21 protein-coding genes are annotated in these 22,970 nt (G+C 35.8%); 10 read left to right on the forward strand and 11 right to left on the reverse strand.

Translation table 11 applies throughout. The features are described from left to right. Nucleotide 1 precedes the first annotated feature (1 nt). From hisH to MTQ00_RS04695, 6 genes are all read left to right on the forward strand, one after another. Nucleotides 2-586, forward strand: coding sequence for an imidazole glycerol phosphate synthase subunit HisH (hisH, locus tag MTQ00_RS04670; RefSeq protein ID WP_273647912.1), 585 nt, complete (start codon nt 2-4; stop codon nt 584-586). Next, a complete protein-coding gene (gene hisA, locus MTQ00_RS04675; protein WP_273647913.1) occupies nt 583-1,305 on the forward strand; it encodes a 1-(5-phosphoribosyl)-5-[(5-phosphoribosylamino)methylideneamino]imidazole-4-carboxamide isomerase in 723 nt (240 codons plus the stop codon). Before hisH ends, hisA begins: the two co-directional genes overlap by 4 nt. Beyond that, complete coding sequence (hisF, locus tag MTQ00_RS04680; RefSeq protein WP_273647914.1) at nt 1,298-2,062, forward strand: imidazole glycerol phosphate synthase subunit HisF; 765 nt, start codon at nt 1,298-1,300, stop codon at nt 2,060-2,062. Before hisA ends, hisF begins: the two co-directional genes overlap by 8 nt. Then, nucleotides 2,049-2,636 carry a bifunctional phosphoribosyl-AMP cyclohydrolase/phosphoribosyl-ATP diphosphatase HisIE gene (gene hisIE, locus MTQ00_RS04685; protein ID WP_273647915.1) on the forward strand — a complete coding sequence of 196 codons (588 nt, stop codon included), beginning with the start codon at nt 2,049-2,051 and terminating at the stop codon, nt 2,634-2,636. Before hisF ends, hisIE begins: the two co-directional genes overlap by 14 nt. A gap of 220 nt (nt 2,637-2,856) precedes the next feature. After that, nucleotides 2,857-4,977: a TonB-dependent receptor gene (locus MTQ00_RS04690; protein ID WP_273647916.1), complete on the forward strand. Its 2,121-nt coding sequence runs from the start codon at nt 2,857-2,859 to the stop codon at nt 4,975-4,977. Between the two features lie 246 nt (nt 4,978-5,223). Beyond that, complete coding sequence (locus tag MTQ00_RS04695) at nt 5,224-7,221, forward strand: glycoside hydrolase family 97 protein (RefSeq protein WP_273647917.1); 1,998 nt, start codon at nt 5,224-5,226, stop codon at nt 7,219-7,221. Between the two features lie 68 nt (nt 7,222-7,289). Here the strand turns inward: MTQ00_RS04695 and MTQ00_RS04700 are convergent, their stop codons facing one another. The 10 genes from MTQ00_RS04700 to thrS form a co-directional block, all read right to left on the reverse strand. Further along, on the reverse strand, nt 7,290-8,468 hold the full coding sequence (locus MTQ00_RS04700; protein WP_273647918.1) for a M28 family peptidase: 1,179 nt from the start codon (nt 8,466-8,468) through the stop codon (nt 7,290-7,292). A gap of 128 nt (nt 8,469-8,596) precedes the next feature. After that, nucleotides 8,597-8,674 (reverse strand): hypothetical protein, encoded by a 78-nt coding sequence (locus MTQ00_RS22360; protein WP_442868072.1) that lies wholly within the window; start codon nt 8,672-8,674, stop codon nt 8,597-8,599. Continuing rightward, entirely contained in the window at nt 8,653-9,780 is a 1,128-nt protein-coding gene (locus MTQ00_RS04705) for a M28 family metallopeptidase (RefSeq protein ID WP_273647919.1), read from the reverse strand. Before MTQ00_RS04705 ends, MTQ00_RS22360 begins: the two co-directional genes overlap by 22 nt. Nucleotides 9,781-9,908: 128 nt before the next feature. Continuing rightward, complete coding sequence (locus tag MTQ00_RS04710) at nt 9,909-11,084, reverse strand: M28 family peptidase (protein WP_273647920.1); 1,176 nt, start codon at nt 11,082-11,084, stop codon at nt 9,909-9,911. Nucleotides 11,085-11,194: 110 nt separating this feature from the next. After that, entirely contained in the window at nt 11,195-11,539 is a 345-nt protein-coding gene (gene rplT / locus MTQ00_RS04715) for a 50S ribosomal protein L20 (protein WP_172282993.1), read from the reverse strand. A gap of 121 nt (nt 11,540-11,660) precedes the next feature. Next, a complete protein-coding gene (rpmI, locus tag MTQ00_RS04720) occupies nt 11,661-11,858 on the reverse strand; it encodes a 50S ribosomal protein L35 (RefSeq protein ID WP_034676300.1) in 198 nt (65 codons plus the stop codon). 180 nt (nt 11,859-12,038) lie between these two features. Continuing rightward, nucleotides 12,039-12,602, reverse strand: a complete 564-nt coding sequence (locus tag MTQ00_RS04725) for a hypothetical protein (protein WP_172282991.1) — start codon at nt 12,600-12,602, stop codon at nt 12,039-12,041. 173 nt (nt 12,603-12,775) lie between these two features. Then, on the reverse strand, nt 12,776-13,597 hold the full coding sequence (locus MTQ00_RS04730; RefSeq protein WP_273647921.1) for an alpha/beta fold hydrolase: 822 nt from the start codon (nt 13,595-13,597) through the stop codon (nt 12,776-12,778). 191 nt (nt 13,598-13,788) lie between these two features. Beyond that, nucleotides 13,789-14,319 (reverse strand): translation initiation factor IF-3, encoded by a 531-nt coding sequence (gene infC / locus MTQ00_RS04735; protein WP_172282988.1) that lies wholly within the window; start codon nt 14,317-14,319, stop codon nt 13,789-13,791. A gap of 71 nt (nt 14,320-14,390) precedes the next feature. Next, nucleotides 14,391-16,310, reverse strand: a complete 1,920-nt coding sequence (thrS, locus tag MTQ00_RS04740; RefSeq protein WP_172282986.1) for a threonine--tRNA ligase — start codon at nt 16,308-16,310, stop codon at nt 14,391-14,393. Nucleotides 16,311-16,403: 93 nt separating this feature from the next. On the opposite strand from thrS, the gene MTQ00_RS04745 reads away from it, so the two are divergent. Further along, nucleotides 16,404-17,597: a DUF4932 domain-containing protein gene (locus MTQ00_RS04745; protein WP_273647922.1), complete on the forward strand. Its 1,194-nt coding sequence runs from the start codon at nt 16,404-16,406 to the stop codon at nt 17,595-17,597. 8 nt (nt 17,598-17,605) lie between these two features. Beyond that, nucleotides 17,606-18,565, forward strand: coding sequence for a dipeptidase (locus tag MTQ00_RS04750; RefSeq protein WP_273647923.1), 960 nt, complete (start codon nt 17,606-17,608; stop codon nt 18,563-18,565). Nucleotides 18,566-18,617: 52 nt separating this feature from the next. Here MTQ00_RS04750 and MTQ00_RS04755 read toward each other — a convergent pair whose 3' ends face one another. Beyond that, nucleotides 18,618-20,162, reverse strand: coding sequence for a hypothetical protein (locus MTQ00_RS04755; RefSeq protein ID WP_273647924.1), 1,545 nt, complete (start codon nt 20,160-20,162; stop codon nt 18,618-18,620). A gap of 146 nt (nt 20,163-20,308) precedes the next feature. Here MTQ00_RS04755 and MTQ00_RS04760 point away from each other — a divergent pair, with 146 nt between their 5' ends. Further along, a complete protein-coding gene (locus tag MTQ00_RS04760) occupies nt 20,309-21,472 on the forward strand; it encodes a 2-isopropylmalate synthase (protein WP_273647925.1) in 1,164 nt (387 codons plus the stop codon). 38 nt (nt 21,473-21,510) lie between these two features. Continuing rightward, nucleotides 21,511-22,899, forward strand: a complete 1,389-nt coding sequence (leuC, locus tag MTQ00_RS04765; RefSeq protein ID WP_273647926.1) for a 3-isopropylmalate dehydratase large subunit — start codon at nt 21,511-21,513, stop codon at nt 22,897-22,899. Nucleotides 22,900-22,970 lie beyond the last annotated feature (71 nt).

Raw genomic sequence — 22,970 nt, forward strand, 5'->3', positions numbered from 1 at the left:
GATGATTGCAATTATTAAATATAATGGCGGAAATGTACAATCCGTTCAGAATGCCTTGGGCAGGTTAAACGTGGAATCAGTGGTCAGTGATGATTTTACTATTATTCAACAGGCTGATAAAGTGATTTTCCCTGGCGTAGGAGAAGCATCTTCAACAATGGAACTTTTAAAGGAAAAAGGACTTGATACGTTTATCCCCGGGTTAAAACAGCCGGTATTGGGAATATGTTTGGGAATGCAGCTGATGTGTAAAGATAATGAAGAAGGAAATACTACAGGAATGGGAATTTTTGATATCAATGTCAAAAAATTTCCGGCGAATGATATCGTTCCTCATATGGGATGGAATACGGTAAACGATTTGAAGAGTCCTGTTTTTTCAGGTATTGAAAAAACAAATGACCTGTATTTCGTGCACAGCTACTATTGTGAGCTTTCTGAGTATACGACTTCTGTTTGTGATTATATACTTCCATTCAGTGCGTCACTACAAAAAGACAATTTCTTTGCTACCCAGTTTCACCCTGAAAAGTCCGGGAAAGTGGGGGCAAGATTACTTCAAAACTTTTTAAATCTGGAATTATGAAGATCATTCCTGCTATTGATATTATTGACGGAAAGTGTGTACGTCTTTCTAAAGGAGATTACAACACAAAGAAAATATATAACGAAAGCCCCCTTGAGGTGGCAAAAGAGTTTGAAGATTCCGGTATTCAGTATCTCCACCTGGTAGATCTGGACGGAGCTAAATCCAGGCATATTGTAAATCAGAAAATATTGGAATCAATTGCTCGCGAGACTTCCTTGCAAATTGATTTTGGAGGAGGATTAAAAACACCGGAAGATATTGAGACGGCTCTTAATGCTGGTGCAAGTCAGGTGACTATCGGGAGCATTGCAGTTCAGGATCCGGAACTCTGTTACACTTTAGTCAGCAAATACGGTCCTGAAAAAATTATTCTCGGAGCTGATTGTGAAAACAGAAAAATAAAAACTTCTGGATGGCTTGAAGAAAGTCAAATTGATGTAATCTCTTTTATCCTTCAATATAAAGAAAAAGGAATTAGGCAGGTAATCTGCACGGATATTTCTAAAGACGGAATGCTGGAGGGACCGTCAATCGATCTGTATCAGGATATTTTAGGGAATGTTCCTGTTAATCTGATTGCCAGTGGAGGAATTTCAGGTATCGAGGATGTATATAGGATGAAAGAAATAGGCTGTTCCGGAACGATCATCGGAAAAGCTATTTACGAGGGGAAAATTGAATTAAAAGAACTTCAGAACTTTATTGAAAATGCTTAAAAAAAGAATTATTCCATGTCTTGATATTAAAGATGGGACAACCGTGAAAGGAATTAATTTTGAAGGACTCCGAAATGCAGGAGATCCGATCAGCCTGGCTAAAAAATATGAAATTGACGGTGCGGACGAACTGGTCTTTCTCGATATCACAGCTACTATTGAAGAAAGAAAAACCTTTGTAGAACTTGTCCGGGATATCGCAAAAGAATTAAGCATTCCTTTTACAGTTGGCGGAGGAATCAATTCTATTGAAGATGTAAGAAAACTTCTTGAAGCGGGAGCAGATAAGATCAGTATCAATTCTTCTGCTGTCAAGAAACCACAGCTTATTACAGATCTGGCCAATGAATTCGGAAGTCAGTGTATTGTGGTTGCCATTGACACAAAATTCGTGTATAATGAAGATTGGGTCCACATTAAAGGCGGAAGAGAAGCAACAGAGCTGAAAACTTTGGATTGGGCTAAAAAAGCTGAAGTTTTAGGTGCCGGTGAAATTCTTCTGACATCAATGGATGGTGACGGAACCAAAAAGGGATTTGATATCAGGATAACCAAAGCGGTGTCTGAAATTGTCAATATCCCCGTAATTGCTTCAGGAGGGGCAGGAACAATAGGAGATTTTACAGAAGTATTTCAGGAAACAAAAGCTACCGGTGGTTTGGCTGCGAGTATTTTCCATTTTGGAGAAATTCATATTCAGGATGTAAAAAAAGAATTATTATATAAAAAAATACAGGTAAGAAATGATCAATTTTAATAAAACAAACGGGCTGGTTCCGGTTATTATACAAGATGCACGGACTTTACAGGTTTTAATGCTCGGCTATATGAATGAAGAAGCATGGAACAAAACCAGGGCGGAAGGAATTGTTACCTTTTTCAGCCGGTCAAAAAACAGATTATGGACAAAAGGAGAAGAGTCAGGGAATTTTTTAATGGTAAAAAGTATCGATATTGATTGCGATCAGGATACTATTTTGATAAAAGCTACTCCTAAAAATGTGGTTTGTCATACCGGAAGCTTTAGCTGTTTTGGTGAAAAAGATTCCAAGGGATTTTTATATGAGCTGGAGGAAAAAATAGGACAAAGAATTGATGATAAAACAGAGGGATCTTATACCTACTCACTATATCAGAGAGGTATCAACAAGGTTGCCCAGAAAGTAGGTGAGGAGGCTGTAGAGCTGGTAATCGAAGCAAAGGACGATAATGAAAATTTGTTTAAGGATGAAGCTGCGGACCTGATGTATCACTTCTTAATTCTGTTGAAAGCCAAAAACTTTTCCCTGAAAGACATTGAACGCGTTTTGTTGGAAAGGAATGGAAAATAAAAATATTTGAGATGTGTGTTAGCTAGTAAACATGATATTTATCTCTTAATGTGTAAAAAATAAAATTACTGTAATTGAATTATTGGATTTTTTACATTAAAATAAGTTTTTATAATTCAATCGTTTTTCATTTTATCTGATTGGGTTAAATATGTATTATTTAGTAAAATATTAAAAGCATTACTTTTGCCTTTTAATTATTCTAAATAAGAACACGTAGATGAAAAAAAATATTTTTTGTTTGGGAAGCTTAATCGCAGCTTCCTTAATACATGCACAAAAAAAAGATTCACTTGATCAAAGGAGACTTGAAGAAGTTATTATCACAGCATCAAGGTCTCCCGAAATTGTAAAAAAGACGGCTTCTACAGTACATATTATCCATAAAAAAGAAATTGAAGAGCAGTCTCTGATATCTCCTGATCTCAGTAATATATTAGCATATAAAGTTCCGGGACTTGCTTTTGGTAATAATCTCGTAGGAAATAGAGGCCAAACCCTGAGGGGTAGAAATGTACTGGTCATGATCGATGGTATTCCTCAATCAAGTCCGTTACGAAATAATGACAGGGAGATCAGAAGTATTGATCCGTCAGTACTTGAACGTATTGAAGTTGTTAAAGGAGCAACATCCATTTATGGAAATGGTGCAGAGGGCGGTATCATCAATTATATCACTCAGAAAAATACTAAGAGCAAACCATTTTCAGGAAAAACAGTTTTGGGCTTTACCAGTCATGATTTATTCAATAGTAATATGTTCAAATCGGACGGTGGCGCTGGCTACAGGGTTTCCCAGAGTTTTTTTGGAAACTTAGGAAAGTGGGATTACCTGATTAATGGTACAATTACTCAGAATGGAGTGAAAATAGACGGTGATGATTTGGTTCAAAATCCAAGATATGGATTAGGAGAAACCAGTGTAGGAAACATATTCGGAAAAGTAGGATATAATATAGATGATGATAATAGAGTGGAGTTAATGTATAATTATTATTCCAGTTTACAGGATTCTAAATATATTCTTGATATCGGAAAGTATGGAGAAAGACCTTCTACGGGAAAATTAGGAAACAGAGAAGGGGTGAAAGAGGGAACAAGATATAATCATAACGGATATTTAAAATATATCAATAAAAATATTTTCCATCAGACTTCCCTCAATACAACGCTTTATTTTCAGGACTTTTATACAATCTATGATTATCGTAACCCACCAAGATGGAAAACAGGGGGACAATCGGCTATTTTGGAAAAGAAATATGGATTCAGGGCAGATTTTAATACTGAATTTAAAAAAGGAAATGAGCTGATGGGTTCTTTAACCTATGGTCTTGATTTACTCAATGAGAAAACAAGCCAGCCTTTGGTAGACGGAAGAATATGGGTTCCTGAAATGAGTATGCTGGCCGCTGCTCCTTTTGTACAAGGTAAATTGTTTATCACCAAAGACTTAACTGTTAAAGCAGGATTGCGATGGGATAAGATATCTGTAAAAGTTCCGGATTATACTACATTGCCTTCTGGAAATGCCTCTGAATTTAATGTGCAGGGAGGCCGGTTAAATTATTCCAATATATCATATAATGTAGGAGTAAGTTATGTTGCAATTGACTTTTTCCAGCCTTTTACCTCTTACTCAAGAGGATTTAATATTTATGATTTAGGACGAGTGCTGAGAGATGCTAAAACTAATGTTTTAAATGAAATCAATACGGATCCTGTTGTTATTGATAATTACGAGATTGGATTTAACAGTAAAATTGGCCGGGCTGTTGATTTCTCAGCGAGTTATTTTTATAATTATTCAAAATTGGGGGCAGACTTGGTCTCTGTAAACGGATTTTGGACGCCTTTAAGGGCGCCACAATACATTAGTGGAGTAGAGCTGGCAATGAACGTATATCCGACCAGAGGATTAAGTATAGGAGCTAATTATACTTACCAGGAAGGAAAAGTAGACGTGAAAAATGATAATAGCTATGATAAATATTTGAGCGGATTGAGGATCGCTCCAGCCAGACTTAATTCTTATATCAAATGGAATAATAAATCCCAGAAGCTTCAATTGGGAGTTTATCATATGTACTCCTTTAAAAGAGAACAATTTGAACCGATATCCGGAAAATATCAGGAAGGAGAAGGTCCTGTAAAGGAATTTAACCTTTTTAATTTTCAAGGGAGTTACCAATTTAATAATGTAATTACAGTAGGATTAGGAATAGAAAATGTATTGAATAAAACCTATTATACTCCAACTTCAATGTACACTGCACGAGATGCAGAGTATGTAAGAGGAAACGGAAGGTATTATACCTTGTCTCTGAATTTTAATTACTAGACTAATTTCAGCTATATGAATAATGAAATCCTATCTGCTTTTAGATAGGGTTTTGTGTTTTAAAGAATAATCCTCTTTGTCCTATGTAATCTTTTGCATTCTGAGCGCCATAGCAGTATTAGGCATAAAAAAACTTAAAAAGCAGATGATATTTTCAAAACATTTTTCATAATTTACATTTTATTTTCAAAACAACCTTAAAGAATATGTCATAAACAGAATTTGTACAAATACCCAGTAATATTTATGAAAAAAAATGATTTTATTATTTTCATCTTATTCTGTCTGATACTTTTGCCTACAGGGGTTTCAGCTCAAAAACAATTAATACTCACTTCTCCTAATAATAAACTGAAAACCTTCATCAACATAGGTAAAACAGTAGAGTATTCCGTATTACACAATGGAGATGTAATGCTCGACAAATCTGCTATCTCCATGACACTTGATGATGGATCTTTCTATGGGAAAAATGGAAAACTTTTAAGATCGTCGGAAAAAAAAGTTAATCAGACTTTCAATGTGCGGATATATAAACGCCAGCAAATTAAAGACTATTATAATGAATTGATAATAGAGTTTAAAGATTATCATATTATTTTTAGAGCTTATGATGAAGGGATTGGTTACAGATTTGTGTCTTTAGCTAAAAAGCCATTTAAAATAATGGCCGAACAAGCTGAATTTAATTTCCCTGCAGATCAAAAAGCTTTTATCAACTATACCAATAAACCGGAAACAGCTCCTTTGGAAAAACAATTTTTCAACTCGTTTGAACAACCTTATTTTCATTATCCTTTATCTGAATGGAATAAGAAAAGACTCGCTATCAATCCTTTACTTGTTGAAGGAGTAAAGGGTAAAAAGCTTTGTATTGCCGAATCTGACCTGATCAATTACCCGGGAATGTTCTTATATCCGGGAGATAAATCCAATAGTTTAAAAGGCGTATTTGCACCTTACCCGAAAGAAGTTCAGCAAGGGGGACATAATAATTTGCAGATGCTCATAAAATCTCGTGAAAACTTTGTTGCCCAATTCGATAAAGGGACAGACTTTCCTTGGCGAATCATTATTATTTCCGAGAAAGACTCAGATTTGACAGATAGTGATATCGTCTATAAATTGGCAACTCCTTCTCAGGGAGATTATTCATGGGTGAAACCAGGAAAAGTAGCCTGGGATTGGTGGAATGATTGGAATTTGTACAATGTAAATTTTAAGACCGGGGTTAATAATGAAACCTATCGATATTATATCGATTTTGCTGCTCAATATGGAATAGAATATGTGATTCTTGATGAAGGTTGGGCAGTCAATAAGAAAGCAGACCTCTTTCAGGTAGTGCCTGAAATCAATCTGCCGGAATTGATTGCTTATGCAAATTCCAAAAAAGTAGGGCTTATTCTTTGGGCTGGTTATTATGCTTTTGATCGTGATATGGAAGCTGTTTGTAAACATTATAGTGAAATGGGAATCAAAGGTTTTAAAGTAGACTTTATGGATCGGGATGATCAGATCATTGTTGACTTTCACCGGCGAGGGGCAGCAATGGCTTCAAAATATAAGTTGTTGATAGATTATCATGGGACATATAAACCTACAGGGCTACAACGAACCTATCCTAATGTTATTAATTTTGAAGGGGTAAACGGATTGGAGCAAATGAAATGGGCAGATCATCTTGACCAGGTGACCTATGATGTAACCATTCCATTTATCCGACAGATAGCAGGTCCAATGGATTATACTCAGGGAGCAATGCGTAATGCAACCAAAGATAATTTCAAAAGTGTTGATAGTGAAGCTATGAGCCAGGGAACACGATGCCGTCAGCTGGCAGAATATATAGTCTTTGAGTCTCCGTTAAATATGCTTTGTGATAGCCCGTCAAATTATATGGCAGAAACGGAATGTACAGAATTTATTGCTAAGGTTCCTACCATTTGGGATCAAACCATAGCTTTAGATGGTGAGGTCGCAAAATATGTAGCAATAGCCCGTAAAAAAGGAGATGATTGGTATATGGGTGCTTTAACCAACTGGAATGCACGTACTGTAGAATTAGATTTATCATTCCTAGGAAAAGGCAATTTCAAAGGTGAAGTATTTAAAGATGGAATCAACGCGAATCGTGTTGCTAAAGATTACAAAAAGGAAGTCATTGACATTCCAGCCAATAGAAAATTAACCGTATCAATGGCGTCAGGAGGAGGTTACGTAATAAAGATCACAAAAAAATAAAGAATTATAAAAACCAAAAGCTTTCTAAAAATAGAAAGCTTTTGTATTAAGATATATAGTATAAGTGATTATTCAATCATAATTTTTCTAACTACTGTATGCTCATCGGCTTTAAGATTTCCTAAATAAACCCCTTTTGGCAAATTAGAAACATTAATTCTTGTCTGGTTTTCTTGCTTAAGTAAAGACCTACCTAACAGATCGGTGATTTCAAAACTGAAGTTGCTAACGGAAGATGGTAATTCCAGACTCAGAATATCTTTTGCCGGATTGGGATAAATTTTAATGGATTCAAGCTTATCTGCGGCGGTTTCTTTGGTATTCAAAACTAAAGATGCCGTAGTGGATGCTACTGCAAAATGCTGAAGTGCCCCCACCGTTGCTTTTCCTACATTGAAAATATATACAGGGTCTGTATTCGCAAAGGTATCATTCACAGTATGCGGATAACTGCTTCTTTTATACTCAAAGTATCCTGTAATTACTTCTCCTTTCTGTTCAAAAGGGATATAGTCCGTATCTTCTGCCGGATCAATCCCTGTAAGTAGTGGAGAATATAGAGTAGTACAGGTTACCAGCTGTTGTGTAACCGCACTTGATGCCACATTATTGCTGCTTACTCCTCCCTGATCCTCATCACAGTATATTCTGTTATTTACATTCCCCATTTTTCCACCTACCTGGTCAAGATTGAATACCAGTTTTATATCCAGCTTTCGAACACCGTTTTGATAAGCTACATTGTTTACATAATGAGAACTTCCTCTTAATCCCTGTTCTTCCCCGGAAAAATGAATAAACTTGATAGAATATTCTGTCGGAACATTTCTAAGGATCCTGGCAGCTTCCAGTATAATTGAAGTACCACTACCGTTATCATTGGTTCCCGGACCTACGATGCTATCAAAGTGCCCACAAATAATAACATATTTATTAGGATATACTGTTCCTGTTTTGGTTATGATCAGGTTTTTGGAACTTGTGCTTCCAAAGGTAAAAGGATCCTCAACAATCTGGCTTGCTGTGTAGCCATACGATAAATATTTGTTTTTGATCCACGTAAGCGCATTGGCATTATTGGTAGAACCTGTTGTTTTTACACCAAGATTTTGGAACTGCTGCAGATTGGTTGTAATATTGGTTTGTGTAACCTGGTTTGCCCTGTCCTGATAAACTTGAATGAAGCTTTGAGATTGTAATTGCTGGCCTAATAAAGCGCAAAAAAGAAGAGTAATTATATTTTTCATTGTTAGGTGATTTTTGTAAAAGTAATCATAAAATCACAATGAAAGAATAAAAATATTATGTAATAAATAAAAAATGCTCTTATTGTTGATAATAAAAGCATTTTTGTAATTGAGAGATATTTGATGATTTATTTTTCTATAACAATTTTTCTTGTTGTACTCTGACCTTTGGCTTTTATAATGACTAGATAAGCTCCTTCCTGCAAACCGGAAATATCGATTTTTCTTTGATTTTCTTTTTGATCAGAATATGTCCTAAAAGATCTGTCAGCTCAAAGTTGAATTCTTTAATGGTATCAGGTAAGTCAATAGTTATAATATCTTTTGCCGGGTTAGGATAGATCTTTACTGATTCTATTGATGCCTGAGCTTTTGTTTCTTCTGTGTTTAGAACCATTGCTGCGGTTGTAGATGCAACGGCAAAATGTTGGAGCGCACCAACAGCAGCTTTACCTACATTGAATACATATACAGGATCTATATTGGCAAAGGTATCATTTACCGTATGCTCATTATTGCTCCTGATATTCTCATAAAAACCTGTGATAATATCTCCGTTTTCTTCAAAAGGTATATAGTCTGAAGCATATGCGGTAGCCATCACTGTCTGAAGAGGAGAGTACAGACTTGTACAGGTTGCCAACTGCTGGGTGAAAGAGCTCGATGTTGCATTATTGGCGGAGCTTCCGTTAACTCCCTTTTCACATTTTATCTTATTGTTGTTATTTCCTAATTTACCTCCCACCTGATCAATATTGAAGACCAGTCTTATATTAAGTTTGCGAACTCCGTTTTGAAAAACTACATTGTCTGCATAGTGGTAGCTCCCGTAAAGTCCCTGTTCCTCTCCTGAAAAATGAATGAATTTTATTGAATACTGGGTAGGGACATCTTTTAAAATTCTTGCGGCCTCTAATAAAATTGAAGTTCCGCTTCCGTTATCACTTACGCCGGATCCCGTTACCGTATCATAATGCGCGCAAATAATTACATACGTATTGGGATATGTTGTCCCTGTTTTCGTAATGATCAGATTCTTTGAACTCGTACTTCCAAATGTAAAAGGATCTTCAACGATTTGACTGGCTGTATAGCCATAAGAGAGGTACTTATTTTTTATCCACGTGAGAGTATTCGCATTGTTCGTGGAACCTGTAGTTTTGACACCCAGGTTTTCAAATTGCTGTAAATTCGTTGTAATATTGGTTTGAGTAACCTGATTGGCCCTGTTCTGATAGGCCTGAATAAATGTTTGAGATGATAGTTGCTGACTTAGCAGGCAAAAAAATAGTAAATTAATTATATTTTTCATTAGTTGGTGATTTTTGCAAAAGTAATAATTAAATCACAATGAAAGAATATTAATTTTGTAGTATAAATAAAAAATGCTTTTATAACGTGTAATAAAAGCATTTTTGATTTATTTTTTTTAGCGGTGAGCTATTTGCTGATTACTACTTTCCGTACAGCGGTATGATCAGCAGTTTTTATTATAGCTAAATAGGCACCGTTTGTCAGAGAAGAAACCTGGATCGTTTTCTTGTTATTCTGTTTAATTAAAGTGTGGCCCAGCAGATCTGTTAATTCGAAATTAAAATCATTAATCGTATTTGGCAGGTCAATTGTCAATACATCTTTTGCCGGGTTAGGGTAGATCTTTACAGATTCTAATGATTTCTGTCCTTCTGTTTCGCTTGTTCCCAAATTCAGAGTTGTTGCTACAGCAAAATGTTGAAGAGCACCAACCGCTGCCATACCTACGTTGTAGACATACACAGGATCTATATTGGCAAAGGTATCATTTACCGTATGTTCATTATTGCTTTTGATATTCTCATAAAAACCTGTAATGATATCTCCGTTTTGTTCAAAAGGAATATAATCTGAGGAATATGCGTTAGTAATTACAGTCTGAAGAGGGGAGTAAAGACTTGTACAAGTGGCCAGCTGTTGTGTAAACGCACTTGAAGTTGCATTATTGGCAGAGCTTCCGTTAACGCCTTTCTCACACTTTATCGTATTATTGTTATTGCCAAGTTTACCACCTACCTGATCTATATTAAATACCAGTCTTATATTCATCTGACGGATATTATTCTGAAAAACCACATTGTCTGCATAATGATAGCTTCCTTCCAGTCCCTGTTCTTCTCCTGAAAAATGAATGAATTTAATAGAATATTCTGTTGGAATATCTTTTAAGATTCTTGCAGCTTCCAATATAATAGACGTTCCGCTTCCATTGTCGCTAACTCCGGAACCGGTTATGGTATCATAATGTCCGCAGATAATTACATAGGTATCAGGATAAACAGTTCCTGTTTTGGTAATAATTAAATTCTTAGAACTGGTACTTCCAAAGGTAAAAGGATCCTCAACCATCTGACTTGCACTATATCCGTAAGACGTATATTTATTTTTGATCCAGTTTAAAGTATTGGTATTATTTACAGAACCTGTTGTTTTTACACCCAGGTTTTCAAACTCGTGTAAATTAGCTGTAATATTGGTTTGTGAAACCTGAGTTGCTCTGCTTTGGTAAGCCTGAATAAAGCTTTGTGCCTTTGCGCTATAAATAGCAATGGAAAAAAGAAGTAGAGTAGTTATTTTTTTCACTTGATAAAAGAATTACAGAATTATTATATTTTCAATGAAACAAATGTATATAATAAAAAAATCCTGAGCAAAAAACTCAGGATTTAATATTGATAACAAAAAATTTTACATTATTTTACTTGATCTACAACTGCTTTGAAAGCTTCAGGGTGATTCATTGCTAAATCTGCTAAAACTTTTCTGTTAAGCTCAATGTTGTTCTTTTTAAGAGCTCCCATAAATTGAGAGTAAGACATTCCGTGCTCTCTTGTTCCAGCGTTGATACGCGTGATCCAAAGTGATCTGAAATTTCTCTTTTTCTCTTTTCTTCCACGGTAAGCATATTGCATTGCTTTTTCTACCGCGTTTTTAGCTACAGTCCAAACGTTCTTTCTTCTACCGAAAAAACCTTTAGCTTGTTTCATGATTTTTTTTCTGCGAGCTCTTGAAGCTACTGCATTTACTGATCTTGGCATAATTTAAATTGTTTTTTTGAAAAGGGCGGTAAACTGTTTCATTACACTTATCTGCTCCGTTTCAGGGTTAAAAATTCTGAATTGTTTTAATTCCTATAAACCGAATATAGATTTATAAAAACTACTTAATTGCTAATTGACGTTGAACGCTTTTCTCATCCACTTTAGCTACGTAAGAAGTAGTAGTAAGATTTCTCTTCTGCTTAGTTTCTTTTTTAGTTAAGATGTGGCTTTTGTAAGCATTTTTTCTTTTGATCTTACCAGTTCCGGTAAGAGCAAAACGTTTCTTAGCACCTGATTTCGTTTTTAATTTTGGCATTGTCTTGCTTTTTTATTATTTTGTTATCAATATCTGATTTACTTTCTTCCCAAAGACACTTAGGAATAATAGTGTGCAAAGATACAAAAAATATCAATTCGAATTTTCAAAATTGTGATTTTATAGTATTTTCAAAAAACCACTTCTATAAAAAGTGGTTACAAATCATTAAATTACTCACTAGATATCCTTATGAGTTATTTCTCTTCTTTCCTGATTATTTCCACCCAGAATAACTTTAACTCTAAAACCACTACCGATTAAATATCCGGTTCTTGAATAAAGCTGAAGCTTAATATGTGGGTTGGAAACGTTCCCTGCAACTGCGCTGTCTGAATTCCAAAGAGGAGTATCGTTATTGTAAATAACAAGATTCCCATCATTTTGTGCAATAAGTTTTGGGGTACCTCCGCTTCTTACCGTATTAGATGCCCATAGTACTCTGTAGCTGCTAGGTGTTTCAGCATATAGGACAAGATTACTATCTCCTTGCATTACCAGACGGTAAGTAACACCCTGATTTTCTAAACTAATTGATTCGCCGGCATTTAACACCTGAGGATGATTGGTTGTTTCCGAAATAAATGTTAATGTGGTAAGACCACCACCAGGAATAGATTTATTTGCATTCGCAGTTGTTTGTACCTTTCCATTTTCTACAATTACATTGTCAAGAGTATCGTCCTGACCACAAGATGCTAAAAGCATTGAAAGACTTACAAAAGTCAATAATTTTATCTTCATATATTATTTTTTTGAGCCGCAAAAATAATAAAAAATCAAATTAACTCACAATCATAAGACTTAATATATTTTAATTTTCTCTTTATTAATCGCATTTTCAGGAAGATAAATTTATAACAAAAAAAAGACCGATTGGTGAATCAGTCCTTTTAGTTTTTATTTCAATTAAGGTTTTATGATTGGAAAAAAGCAAGAAGATCTCTGTTAATAGTTTCAGCTTCAGTCGTTGGCATACCGTGAGGGAATCCCGGATAAGTGATCAACTTTCCATTTTTAACTAATTTTGCGGCTACCACACCTGTAGTTTCATAAGGTACAATCTGATCATCTTCCCCATGAAGCACCAATACCGGAACATCTGTACTTTTAAGATCTTCTGTAAAATCAGTTTCCGAAAAAGCTTTGATACAGTCATAATGTGCTTTAATTGATCCCATCATTCCCTGTCTCCACCAGTTTCTCTGGATACCTTCGGAAATGTTAGCTCCTTCTCTGTTATAGCCGTAAAAAGGGAAGGTAATATCGATATAGAACTGCTGCCTGTGGTGTGCCGTATTGTTACGGATATCATCAAAAACAGAAATCGGGACACCGTTCGGGTTATTTTCATTTTGAACCATAATCGGGGTAACAGCGCTTATTAAAACAGCTTTGGCAACTCTTCCTTTTCCATGCTGTGCTACATATCTGATCACTTCACCGCCTCCTGTGGAATGTCCTACGTGGATCACATCTTTCAGGTCTAGTGCCGTTACGATCTCATCAACATCTGATGCATACGTGTCCATATCATGTCCCTCCGCAGTCTGGGTGGATCTTCCATGCCCTCTTCTGTCGTGAGCAATGACTCTATATCCTTTTTCCAAAAAGAAAAGCATTTGAGCATCCCAGTCGTCACTTGATAATGGCCATCCGTGATGAAAAAATACAGGTTGTCCTTTTCCCCAGTCTTTGTAATAAATTTCAGTTCCGTCTTTTAGTTGAATTGTACTCATTGTTTTTAATTTTATGATTAGTAATTTAATTTTTTAATATCTATGATATTTTAATCTTATTTCTAATTCAAAATTAAATTTATTAATAAACACAACTCTTAACATAGGATATTTTATTCGGAATTGAATAAAAAAAAACCTCAAATTTCTTTGAGGTTTATATTGGAAATTAAATTCTGAATTTAATTTGATTATTTAGCTGCTTTTTTAGGACTCATCATCATAATCATCCTTTTACCTTCCAATTTAGGAAGCTGGTCTACTTTACCTACATGCTCAAGTTCCTGTGCAAGTTTTAAAAGTAAAATTTCTCCCTGATCTTTAAAGATAATTGAACGTCCTTTGAAAAATACATAGGTTTTAAGTTTCGAACCTTCTTCCAGGAATTTCTCAGCGTGCTTTTTCTTGAATTCATAATCATGGTCATCTGTCTGAGGCCCGAAACGGATCTCTTTTACAACCACTTTTATTTGTTTTGCCTTAAGTTCCTTTTGTTTTTTCTTTTGCTCGTATAAAAACTTCTTATAGTCTAATACTCTTGCAATAAAAGGTTCTGCTTTGTCTGAAATCACAACCAGGTCTAATTCCTGATCCTTGGCTATCTGCAAAGCCTTATCTAATGGGTAAACTCCAGGTTCCACATTGTCACCTACCAAACGAACTTCTCTGGCTCTGATTTTACCATTAATTTGATGCAAATCCTCCTGTACCGGACGACGCATTGGGCCTCTGTTGTTAAATCTTTGTGCTATTGTCTTAAATTTTATTGGTTAACTTTCTATTGACAGCTTTCTTATATAGCTGCTTCTTTTTTAAAATAATTGACGAAATCTTCCATCTTCATTACGCCAAGATCTCCTTCTCCACGTCTTCTTACTGAAACGGTTCCGTCTTTTTCTTCATTTTCACCGATCACAATCATGAAAGGGATTTTCTTTAATTCTGCATCACGGATTTTCTTTCCGGTCTTCTCATTTCTGTCATCAATCAGACCGCTAATATCGTGATTTTCCAAAAATTGTGAAACTTTTTTTGCATAATCTACATATTTTTCACTAATCGGTAGAATTATATACTGATCAGGGCTCAACCATAAAGGAAAATCTCCTGCTGTATTTTCTAATAAAATAGCGATAAATCTTTCCATAGAACCAAACGGCGCTCTGTGGATCATTACCGGTCTGTGCTTTTCGTTATCATTTCCGATGTAGTGAAGATCAAACCTTTCCGGCAGGTTATAGTCCACCTGGATGGTTCCTAACTGCCATTTTCTTCCTAACGCATCCTTAACCATGAAGTCCAGTTTAGGGCCATAGAAGGCAGCTTCACCATATTCGATAACGGTTTTCAATCCTTTTTTCTCTGCTGCATTGATGATGGCATTTTCAGCTTTCTCCCAATTCTCATCAGAACCGATATATTTTTCCTTGTTTTCAGGATCTCTTAAAGAAACCTGTGTAACAAAATCCTCAAATCCTAAAGATTTAAAAACATAAAGTGTTAAATCTATTACTTTCTCAAATTCTTCCGACAGCTGATCCGGAGTACAGAATAAGTGGGCATCATCCTGAGTAAATCCACGTACTCTTGTCAAGCCGTGAAGCTCTCCACTTTGCTCATATCTGTAAACAGTACCGAACTCTGCATATCTTTTTGGAAGATCCCTGTAGCTCCATTGTGAAGTTTTGTAGATTTCACAGTGGTGAGGACAGTTCATAGGCTTCAGCAAAAATTCTTCACCTTCATTCGGTGTTTTAATAGGCTGGAAACTGTCTGCCCCATATTTATCCCAGTGTCCTGAAGTCACATACAGCTCTTTTGAACCAATATGCGGGGACATCACGAATTCATAGCCTCCTTTTTTCTGAGCCTCACTAAGGAAGTTTTCTAATTTTCTTCTTAATGCAGTACCTTTTGGAAGCCATAGCGGAAGTCCGGCACCCACTTTTTCAGAGAATGCGAAAATCCCTAATTCTTTTCCAAGTTTTCTGTGATCCCTTCTTTTTGCTTCTTCCAATCTTTCCAGATATTCTGTAAGCTCTTTCTGTTTTGGGAAAGAAATACCGTAAACCCTTGTCAATTGGGGGTTCTTTTCATCACCTCTCCAGTATGCTCCTGCTGCATTTAATATTTTTACGGCCTTTACAATTCCTGTATTGGGAATATGACCTCCACGGCATAAATCCGTGAAATTATCATGAGTTACAAAAGTAATTTCTCCGTCATTAAGATTGGAGATCAGTTCTACTTTATAAGGATTATCTGCATAAGTTTTTAATGCCTCTTCTTTGGAAACAGGATAGAGGGAGAATGTAGAACCTTTCTTAGCATTCTCTAAAACTTTCTTTTCAATCTTTTCAAAATCCTTTTCAGATAAACTTTCGTCTCCAAAATCTACGTCATAATAAAATCCATTTTCTATGGCTGGGCCGATAGTAAGCTTAGCATCAGGATAAAATTCAAGGATGGCCTGCGCCAGAAGGTGGGCAGAAGAATGCCAGAAAGCTTTCTTTCCAAGATCATCATTCCATGTCAATAGCTGTACCGTAGAATCCGTCGTTATAGGTGTGGTAATCTCTACTTGTTTGCCGTTTACGACTGCGGAAATGGTATTTCTAGCCAATCCTTCGCTTATAGATTTTGCCACATCTAAAGGAGTTACTTCTCCCTCGAATTCTTTGACACTATTGTCTGGAAGTGTAATTTTTATCATTGTTTACTATGAAATTTTAAGATGCAAAAATACGCATTTTTTATTTAAAATGGTATATTAACGTATATTTGAATAAATAAATAATTCAAAATAATGAAAAACCTATTAACGGTATTTACTGTTTTATTTTTCACATTCTCTTTTTCACAAAAAAAAGCCCCAAAATTTCAGGTTTCTTACAGCAAAAATATAGATACTTATTTTTTAGCTGAGATCCTTTCAGCTGAGCATAGGAAGATCAATAAAGATTTTGAATTATTCAAGATTAAAGAGTGCTCAACCTACCAGCCTATTGTAAAAAGAGCATTGGAAAAATATGGGCATCTGAAAAATTCTAAAATCGCTCATCTTACTGCAAAGATTAATGATACGCTACTCAGTAAATATGGCATTGGAAATGACGCAATCATGAAACCGCTTTTATCACATAAAGAATTTCCATTAAAAGGCTGGAATGATGACTATTTATTTGAAAAAAATACGCTGACCAAAGTACAAAATGATGAAATAACATTCCTTATTAAAAACTACATCTCAGAATTGCAGCAATTTTATATACAGGAAAAAATTGGGGATTTCTTTTCAGAGAATAAAACATTCTATGAAGGTGGAATTAAAGAATATTACCAACAGATTCCCGCGAATTTTGTTTCAGCAATGGAACATTACTATGGAGAAAGATTTGGCAGCTATACTGTTTTCATTTCACCAATGATGATGTGGCCAATAGAAGATAATGAAGGTCGTGGCATTGGTACTGATATACAACATTCGGGAGGAAAGAAAAGTATTTATGAAGTTGCAAGCCCTTTTATGAGAGTGGCAAAAGAAGGGGAATGTGGATATAACAACCAGTTTCAGGCGAGGTTTTTAACTATTCATGAGTTTGGTCATGCATTTATAAATAAGGAAGTCTATCAGAATAAGGATAAGCTCAATATGTTTAAGGATTTGTTTGAAAAATCAAACTTAAAAGAAATCATGACAAAAACAGGTGGCGTTGCCGATTATCAGACTTGCGTGGTAGAACATCTGGTAAGGTTGGGGGAAATTGAAACAGCCATTATACAGAATGATCTTGAACGTGCTAAAAAACTAGAGGCCTATCATCTGAAAAATCATTTTATTTTTCTCCCTCAGTTAGAAAGAAAGATAAAGGAATACAATGCTAACAGAAAAAAATATAAGAAATTCGGAGATTTTGTTCCGGAACTCTTAAAAGTATTTGAAAATAGTGATATTAAGTGGATTAATAAAGAACTCGACATAAATAAAGATAAAATATAATGAATGAAATGAATTTTGATTTACACTGTGATTTATTGTATTATCTGCTAAGAAAAAATTCAAAACCAGATGACAGGGAGTTGGGGTGTTCATTGCCCTATTTAAGAGAAGGAAATGTAAAATTACAGGTAATGGCCATTTACACGGCTACAGCTATGAACAGTACGGCCGAAGGAATCAGGCAAAGTGAGGTATTCGCTGATTTATTGAATACTGATGATTTCTTCCTGTTTGATCCTTCAAATTATGAAGCACACGAAAATAAGGATCGGGCAGGAGTACTTGCTTCCATAGAAAATGCATCCTCATTTTGTGAAGAGGATTCTGACCTCGAAACAGGTTTTAAAAACCTGGAAGCTATTATCAATAACACGCAGAAAGTCCTTTATATAGGACTTACGCATCATACAGAAAACCGATTTGGGGGCGGAAATAATTCAGGGACAGGATTAAAAGAAGACGGAAAAGTAGTTCTGGATTATATTTCGGACCGAAAAATTGCCATTGATCTTTCCCATACAAGCGATCAGCTGGCCTATGATATTCTTAATTATATCGATCAGAGAAACTATCATATTCCTATCCTGGCAAGCCATTCCAATTACCGCACTATCTATGATAAAAAGAGGAATCTTCCTGATGAACTGGCAAAAGAAGTGATTAGGAGAAAAGGTCTTATCGGACTTAACTTTATCAGGAATTGTGTTGATGAAACTGATCCTTACAAGCTATATGAACATCTTCAATATGGGCTTGATCTTGGTGGAGAAAATTCAATTGCTTTTGGTGCAGATTTTTACTACTGCAAAAACTATCCGGATCCGTCAAAGCTTCCCATATTCTTTCAGGAGTTCGAGAATGCTACCGCATATAAAGCAATTAATAAAAAGATTTCCGAAAATTATTCCGTTGAGCTAATGGAAAAAATAAGCCATAAAAATGCTCTGGATTTTATAAAAAAGCTTTAAAATAAACACCAGATGTTGGCTTTAAGAGTCCGTTACCATCTGGTGTTCTTTATTATTTCAGTCTTTTATACTTCACTTTTTTCTTTATAATTTCAATTACATCCACATGCTGAACTTTTGACTGTATCCAGCCATGGATATCTATATAAAAGAGTGAACGTCTGTAATATTCATTGTTTTCATATTGATCCAGTTTCCGGTCAAATGCTTCAAATGCTTTTTGTCTTTCATCCAAAACAAGGTTATTGAGATTTTTAAAAAAATCGATGCTTTCAAAATGAAATTCTTCCGGCTTTTTCATCTTTAAAGCGAACTTTAAAGTAGCTTTAATAAACTCATCGTAATCTTCGTCATTTCCGGATTCATGCTTGGACATAAGGATCAGAATCCTCGTATGAAATAAAAGATCTTCCTGTACGTTGCCTTTTGACTCGATGATCTTCATAGAGTAGCGCATCGATTCATTATACTTCTTGCTTCCAAAAAACATAGCTGCCATCTTAAGATACAGAATCATAAAATGGTGCTCATCAATTTTATCCCGGAGCTTTTCCATCTTCATTTCTATTTCTGGAATAAGCTTCGTTCCACTGAAAAACTCTCCTTTTACGAAATGGATATTCATTAAAGTATTGGAGTATGTAAGGAATGTAAGAGCCTGTAAATTCTCATTTTGGGCAAATCCAGGTGAAGAAACCGTTTTAGTGAAATTTTCAAATTGTTTTTCTAAAATATCGATATTACCATAAAGGAAAAGGATCTTCAGTAAATAAGTATTGCCTTTGATATACCACACCGGATGACTAAAAATCATTTCGGGTTTTTGATGAAACAGCTCAACCCACTGATAGGCATATTTCAACGTGTATTTGTAATCCTGCAATAGCTGATTTTTCCAGACATGCGCTTTATAATACCAAAGTTTTTCGGTAAAATTTAAACGTGAAGGTTTTATATTTTTAATCTGAGAATTGAAGATTTCCAGTATCTCTTGCCTGTCCGCATCGTTTTTCACATACCCATGGGTGAGCATTTCACTGTATAACTTCAATGAAAGATTGGAAAGTTCAGTTGTGTATTGGTTTTGTTTGCTTATTTCTTTAGACTCTCTTATCAGTTCTTCGGCCCTTCCGTCTATACTTCGTGTAATAAATTGGGATTCAATTACCTTCTCAAGGTCAATAATCTCTGAAGCGATGCTTTTTTCATCCAGTTCCAGGGCAGATTGCTTCGTTTTATCCAATATTTTTAAAGCCTGCTTGTATAGTCCTTTCTGATACAGGATATTGGCAAAATCAAGTTGCTCCCGAAGCTGAATCCTGTAATTTTGATGGCTCGGGTTCATACGAAGGCTTACTAAGATTTGCTTATAGAGATGCGCTTTCAGGTTAGAAAGCTGCTGCTTGGTAGAAATTTTCTTCTCTATGATGACAGACTCGTTATACTCAGTCATTTTGTCAAGCTCAGAGAAAAGTAGTAGAAATTTAGCATCTACATTAATTCCTAAACGATTAACATAAAGCTTAAATTGCCGTTTCTCAGAAGTGGTTAATGATTTAATGAGTACAAATAAGAAGTCTTTCTGCAATTCTGCCATTGTAAAATTTAATAATTTAAATTATTGATTTTATTATACTTACGTTTAGTTTTTCATTATTTGAATATTGTAATTTTCATTAAAATTGAAAATGTAAAAAATATGCAAGCCTTAGTTTTGGATCAAAATTAAGTAAAAACTTCATTATGAATTCCGAAAAAATTGAAATTTTTGATACCACTTTGCGTGATGGGGAACAGGTTCCGGGATGTAAGTTAAACACAGAACAAAAATTAATTATCGCCGAAAGGCTTGATAAGCTAGGGATTGATGTAATAGAAGCCGGTTTTCCGGTATCAAGTCCGGGAGATTTTCATTCCGTTTCTGAAATTTCCAAGTTGGTACGAAATGCAAAAGTTTGCGGACTGACCAGGGCCAATAAAAAAGATATCGAAGTGGCTGCCGAAGCATTGCAATATGCAAAACGCCCCAGAATCCATACAGGAATAGGAACTTCAGACTCACATATTAAATATAAATTCAACTCTACGAGAGAAGACATTATTGAACGGGCAGTGGATGCTGTAAAATATGCTAAAAGCTTTGTGGAAGATGTTGAATTTTATGCAGAGGATGCAGGAAGAACTGATAATGAATACCTTGCCAGGGTTTGTGAAGCTGTAATAAAAGCCGGGGCAACCGTTTTAAACATTCCTGACACCACAGGATATTGCCTGCCGGAGGAATATGGACAGAAAATTAAATATCTAAAAGAAAACGTAAAAGGCATTGATAAAGCAATCCTTTCATGCCATTGCCATAATGATTTGGGATTGGCAACTGCTAATTCCATTGCAGGAGTAATGAACGGGGCAAGACAAATTGAATGTACGATCAACGGATTGGGAGAGAGAGCAGGAAATACGGCTTTGGAAGAAGTCGTCATGATTCTGAAGCAACATAAAGACCTTAGACTTCATACAGATGTTAATTCCAGAATGTTGAATACAATGAGTTCTTTGGTATCAGACCTTATGGGAATGCCTGTTCAGCCTAATAAAGCGATCATAGGAGCCAATGCGTTTGCCCACAGTTCGGGCATCCACCAGGATGGTGTGATCAAGAACAGGGAAACTTATGAGATCATGAATCCTGAAGATGTGGGAGTAACCGAATCTTCGATTATTCTTACAGCAAGAAGCGGACGTTCTGCTCTTGCATACCGTTTTAAGCATATCGGCTTTGATGTTACCAAAAATGAGCTGGACTTTTTGTATGGGGAGTTTTTAAAAATTGCAGATGCTAAAAAAGAAGTGGATAATGATGATCTTAGCCTGATGATGAATGCATTAACGAGAAAAATCAGTTAGGCATTTCACATCATTTCTCAATAAAATCAAACAAAAAAATGAACAATAATAAGAAAACACTTTTTGATAAGGTCTGGGATGCTCATGTGGTGGAAACAATTCCTGACGGACCGCAAATTATTTATATCGATAAACATCTTATTCATGAAGTAACAAGTCCTCAGGCTTTCGCTGAACTGGAATCAAGAAATCTTGAAATATTCAGGCCTGATCAGATTGTAGCTACAGCAGATCACAATGTACCGACTTTAAATCAGGAGCAGCCTATCCGCGATGAGTCTTCAAGAAACCAGGTACAACAACTTACTGAAAACTGTACCAAAAATAATATCGAACTGTATGGTCTTGGGCATCCCTATCAGGGAATTGTCCACATTATTGCACCGGAACTGGGGATCACGCAGCCGGGAATGAGCATTGTATGCGGAGATAGTCATACTTCTACACACGGAGCTTTCGGAACAATAGCTTTTGGTATCGGAACCAGCCAGGTAGCACAGGTTTTTGCGAGCCAGTGTTTATTGCTCAATAAACCGAAATCAATGAGGATTACGGTTAATGGAAAGCTTAAAAAAGATGTTCAGCCCAAGGATGTTATCCTGTACATTATTTCTAAAGTAGGAACTAATGGAGGAACCGGGTATTTCTGTGAATATGCGGGGTCTGTTTTTGAGGAAATGTCGATGGAAGGAAGAATGACGGTGTGCAATATGAGTATTGAAATGGGAGCCAGAGGAGGAATGATTGCTCCTGATGAAACGACTTTTGCCTATGTAAAAGGAAAACCTTTTGCACCAAAAGGAGAGGAGTGGGAAGAAAAGCTTGCCTATTGGAAGAGTCTGAAAACGGACGAAGATGCCACATTTGACGCTGAATTTAGTTTCGATGCATCAGAAATAAAACCTATGATTACCTATGGAACAAACCCGGGAATGGGTATCTCTTTGGATGAGATTATTCCTGTTCCACAAAATGAATCCGAGGAAAAGGCGTTGCAATACATGGGATTAAAAGCCGGTCAGTCTCCTTCTGATATTAAGGTAAATTATGTATTTATTGGAAGCTGTACGAATGCAAGGATTGAAGATTTTCGCTCTGCAGCGCAATATATTAAGGGAAAGAATAAATCTCAAAATGTTAAAGCGCTTATTGTTCCCGGATCCCAGCTTGTCGTAAAGCAGATCTATGAAGAAGGCCTTGATAAAATATTCAATGATGCCGGTTTTCAGATCAGGCAGCCCGGATGTTCAGCCTGTCTGGCCATGAATGATGATAAGATTCCTGAAGGTGAATATTGCGTTTCGACCTCCAACAGAAATTTTGAAGGCAGACAGGGACAGGGAGCCAGAACTATTCTGGCAAGTCCGTTGACTGCTGCTAAAGTCGCCATAGAAGGCAGAATCAATATTTTTGAAAATTTAAATTAATAATAAGACATACAAATAGAGGATGTTAAAAATGGCTGCTTTTGTTTGAACTGATTTCTCATACATTTTAA

Source organism: Chryseobacterium sp. B21-037, from assembly GCF_028570785.1.
GTDB classification, from domain to species: Bacteria; Bacteroidota; Bacteroidia; order Flavobacteriales; family Weeksellaceae; genus Chryseobacterium; species Chryseobacterium proteolyticum.

Coding starts and splice junctions, on each gene's coding strand:
- hisH (WP_273647912.1), top strand. CDS start 2: ATGATTGCAATTATTAAATATAATGGCGGAAATGTACAATCCGTTCAG.
- hisA (WP_273647913.1), top strand. CDS start 583: ATGAAGATCATTCCTGCTATTGATATTATTGACGGAAAGTGTGTACGT.
- hisF (WP_273647914.1), top strand. CDS start 1,298: ATGCTTAAAAAAAGAATTATTCCATGTCTTGATATTAAAGATGGGACA.
- hisIE (WP_273647915.1), top strand. CDS start 2,049: ATGATCAATTTTAATAAAACAAACGGGCTGGTTCCGGTTATTATACAA.
- MTQ00_RS04690 (WP_273647916.1), top strand. CDS start 2,857: ATGAAAAAAAATATTTTTTGTTTGGGAAGCTTAATCGCAGCTTCCTTA.
- MTQ00_RS04695 (WP_273647917.1), top strand. CDS start 5,224: ATGAAAAAAAATGATTTTATTATTTTCATCTTATTCTGTCTGATACTT.
- MTQ00_RS04700 (WP_273647918.1), bottom strand. CDS start 8,468: ATGAAAAATATAATTACTCTTCTTTTTTGCGCTTTATTAGGCCAGCAA.
- MTQ00_RS04705 (WP_273647919.1), bottom strand. CDS start 9,780: ATGAAAAATATAATTAATTTACTATTTTTTTGCCTGCTAAGTCAGCAA.
- rplT (WP_172282993.1), bottom strand. CDS start 11,539: ATGCCAAGATCAGTAAATGCAGTAGCTTCAAGAGCTCGCAGAAAAAAA.
- rpmI (WP_034676300.1), bottom strand. CDS start 11,858: ATGCCAAAATTAAAAACGAAATCAGGTGCTAAGAAACGTTTTGCTCTT.
- MTQ00_RS04725 (WP_172282991.1), bottom strand. CDS start 12,602: ATGAAGATAAAATTATTGACTTTTGTAAGTCTTTCAATGCTTTTAGCA.
- MTQ00_RS04730 (WP_273647921.1), bottom strand. CDS start 13,597: ATGAGTACAATTCAACTAAAAGACGGAACTGAAATTTATTACAAAGAC.
- infC (WP_172282988.1), bottom strand. CDS start 14,319: ATGCGTCGTCCGGTACAGGAGGATTTGCATCAAATTAATGGTAAAATC.
- thrS (WP_172282986.1), bottom strand. CDS start 16,310: ATGATAAAAATTACACTTCCAGACAATAGTGTCAAAGAATTCGAGGGA.
- MTQ00_RS04745 (WP_273647922.1), top strand. CDS start 16,404: ATGAAAAACCTATTAACGGTATTTACTGTTTTATTTTTCACATTCTCT.
- MTQ00_RS04750 (WP_273647923.1), top strand. CDS start 17,606: ATGAATTTTGATTTACACTGTGATTTATTGTATTATCTGCTAAGAAAA.
- MTQ00_RS04755 (WP_273647924.1), bottom strand. CDS start 20,162: ATGGCAGAATTGCAGAAAGACTTCTTATTTGTACTCATTAAATCATTA.
- MTQ00_RS04760 (WP_273647925.1), top strand. CDS start 20,309: ATGAATTCCGAAAAAATTGAAATTTTTGATACCACTTTGCGTGATGGG.
- leuC (WP_273647926.1), top strand. CDS start 21,511: ATGAACAATAATAAGAAAACACTTTTTGATAAGGTCTGGGATGCTCAT.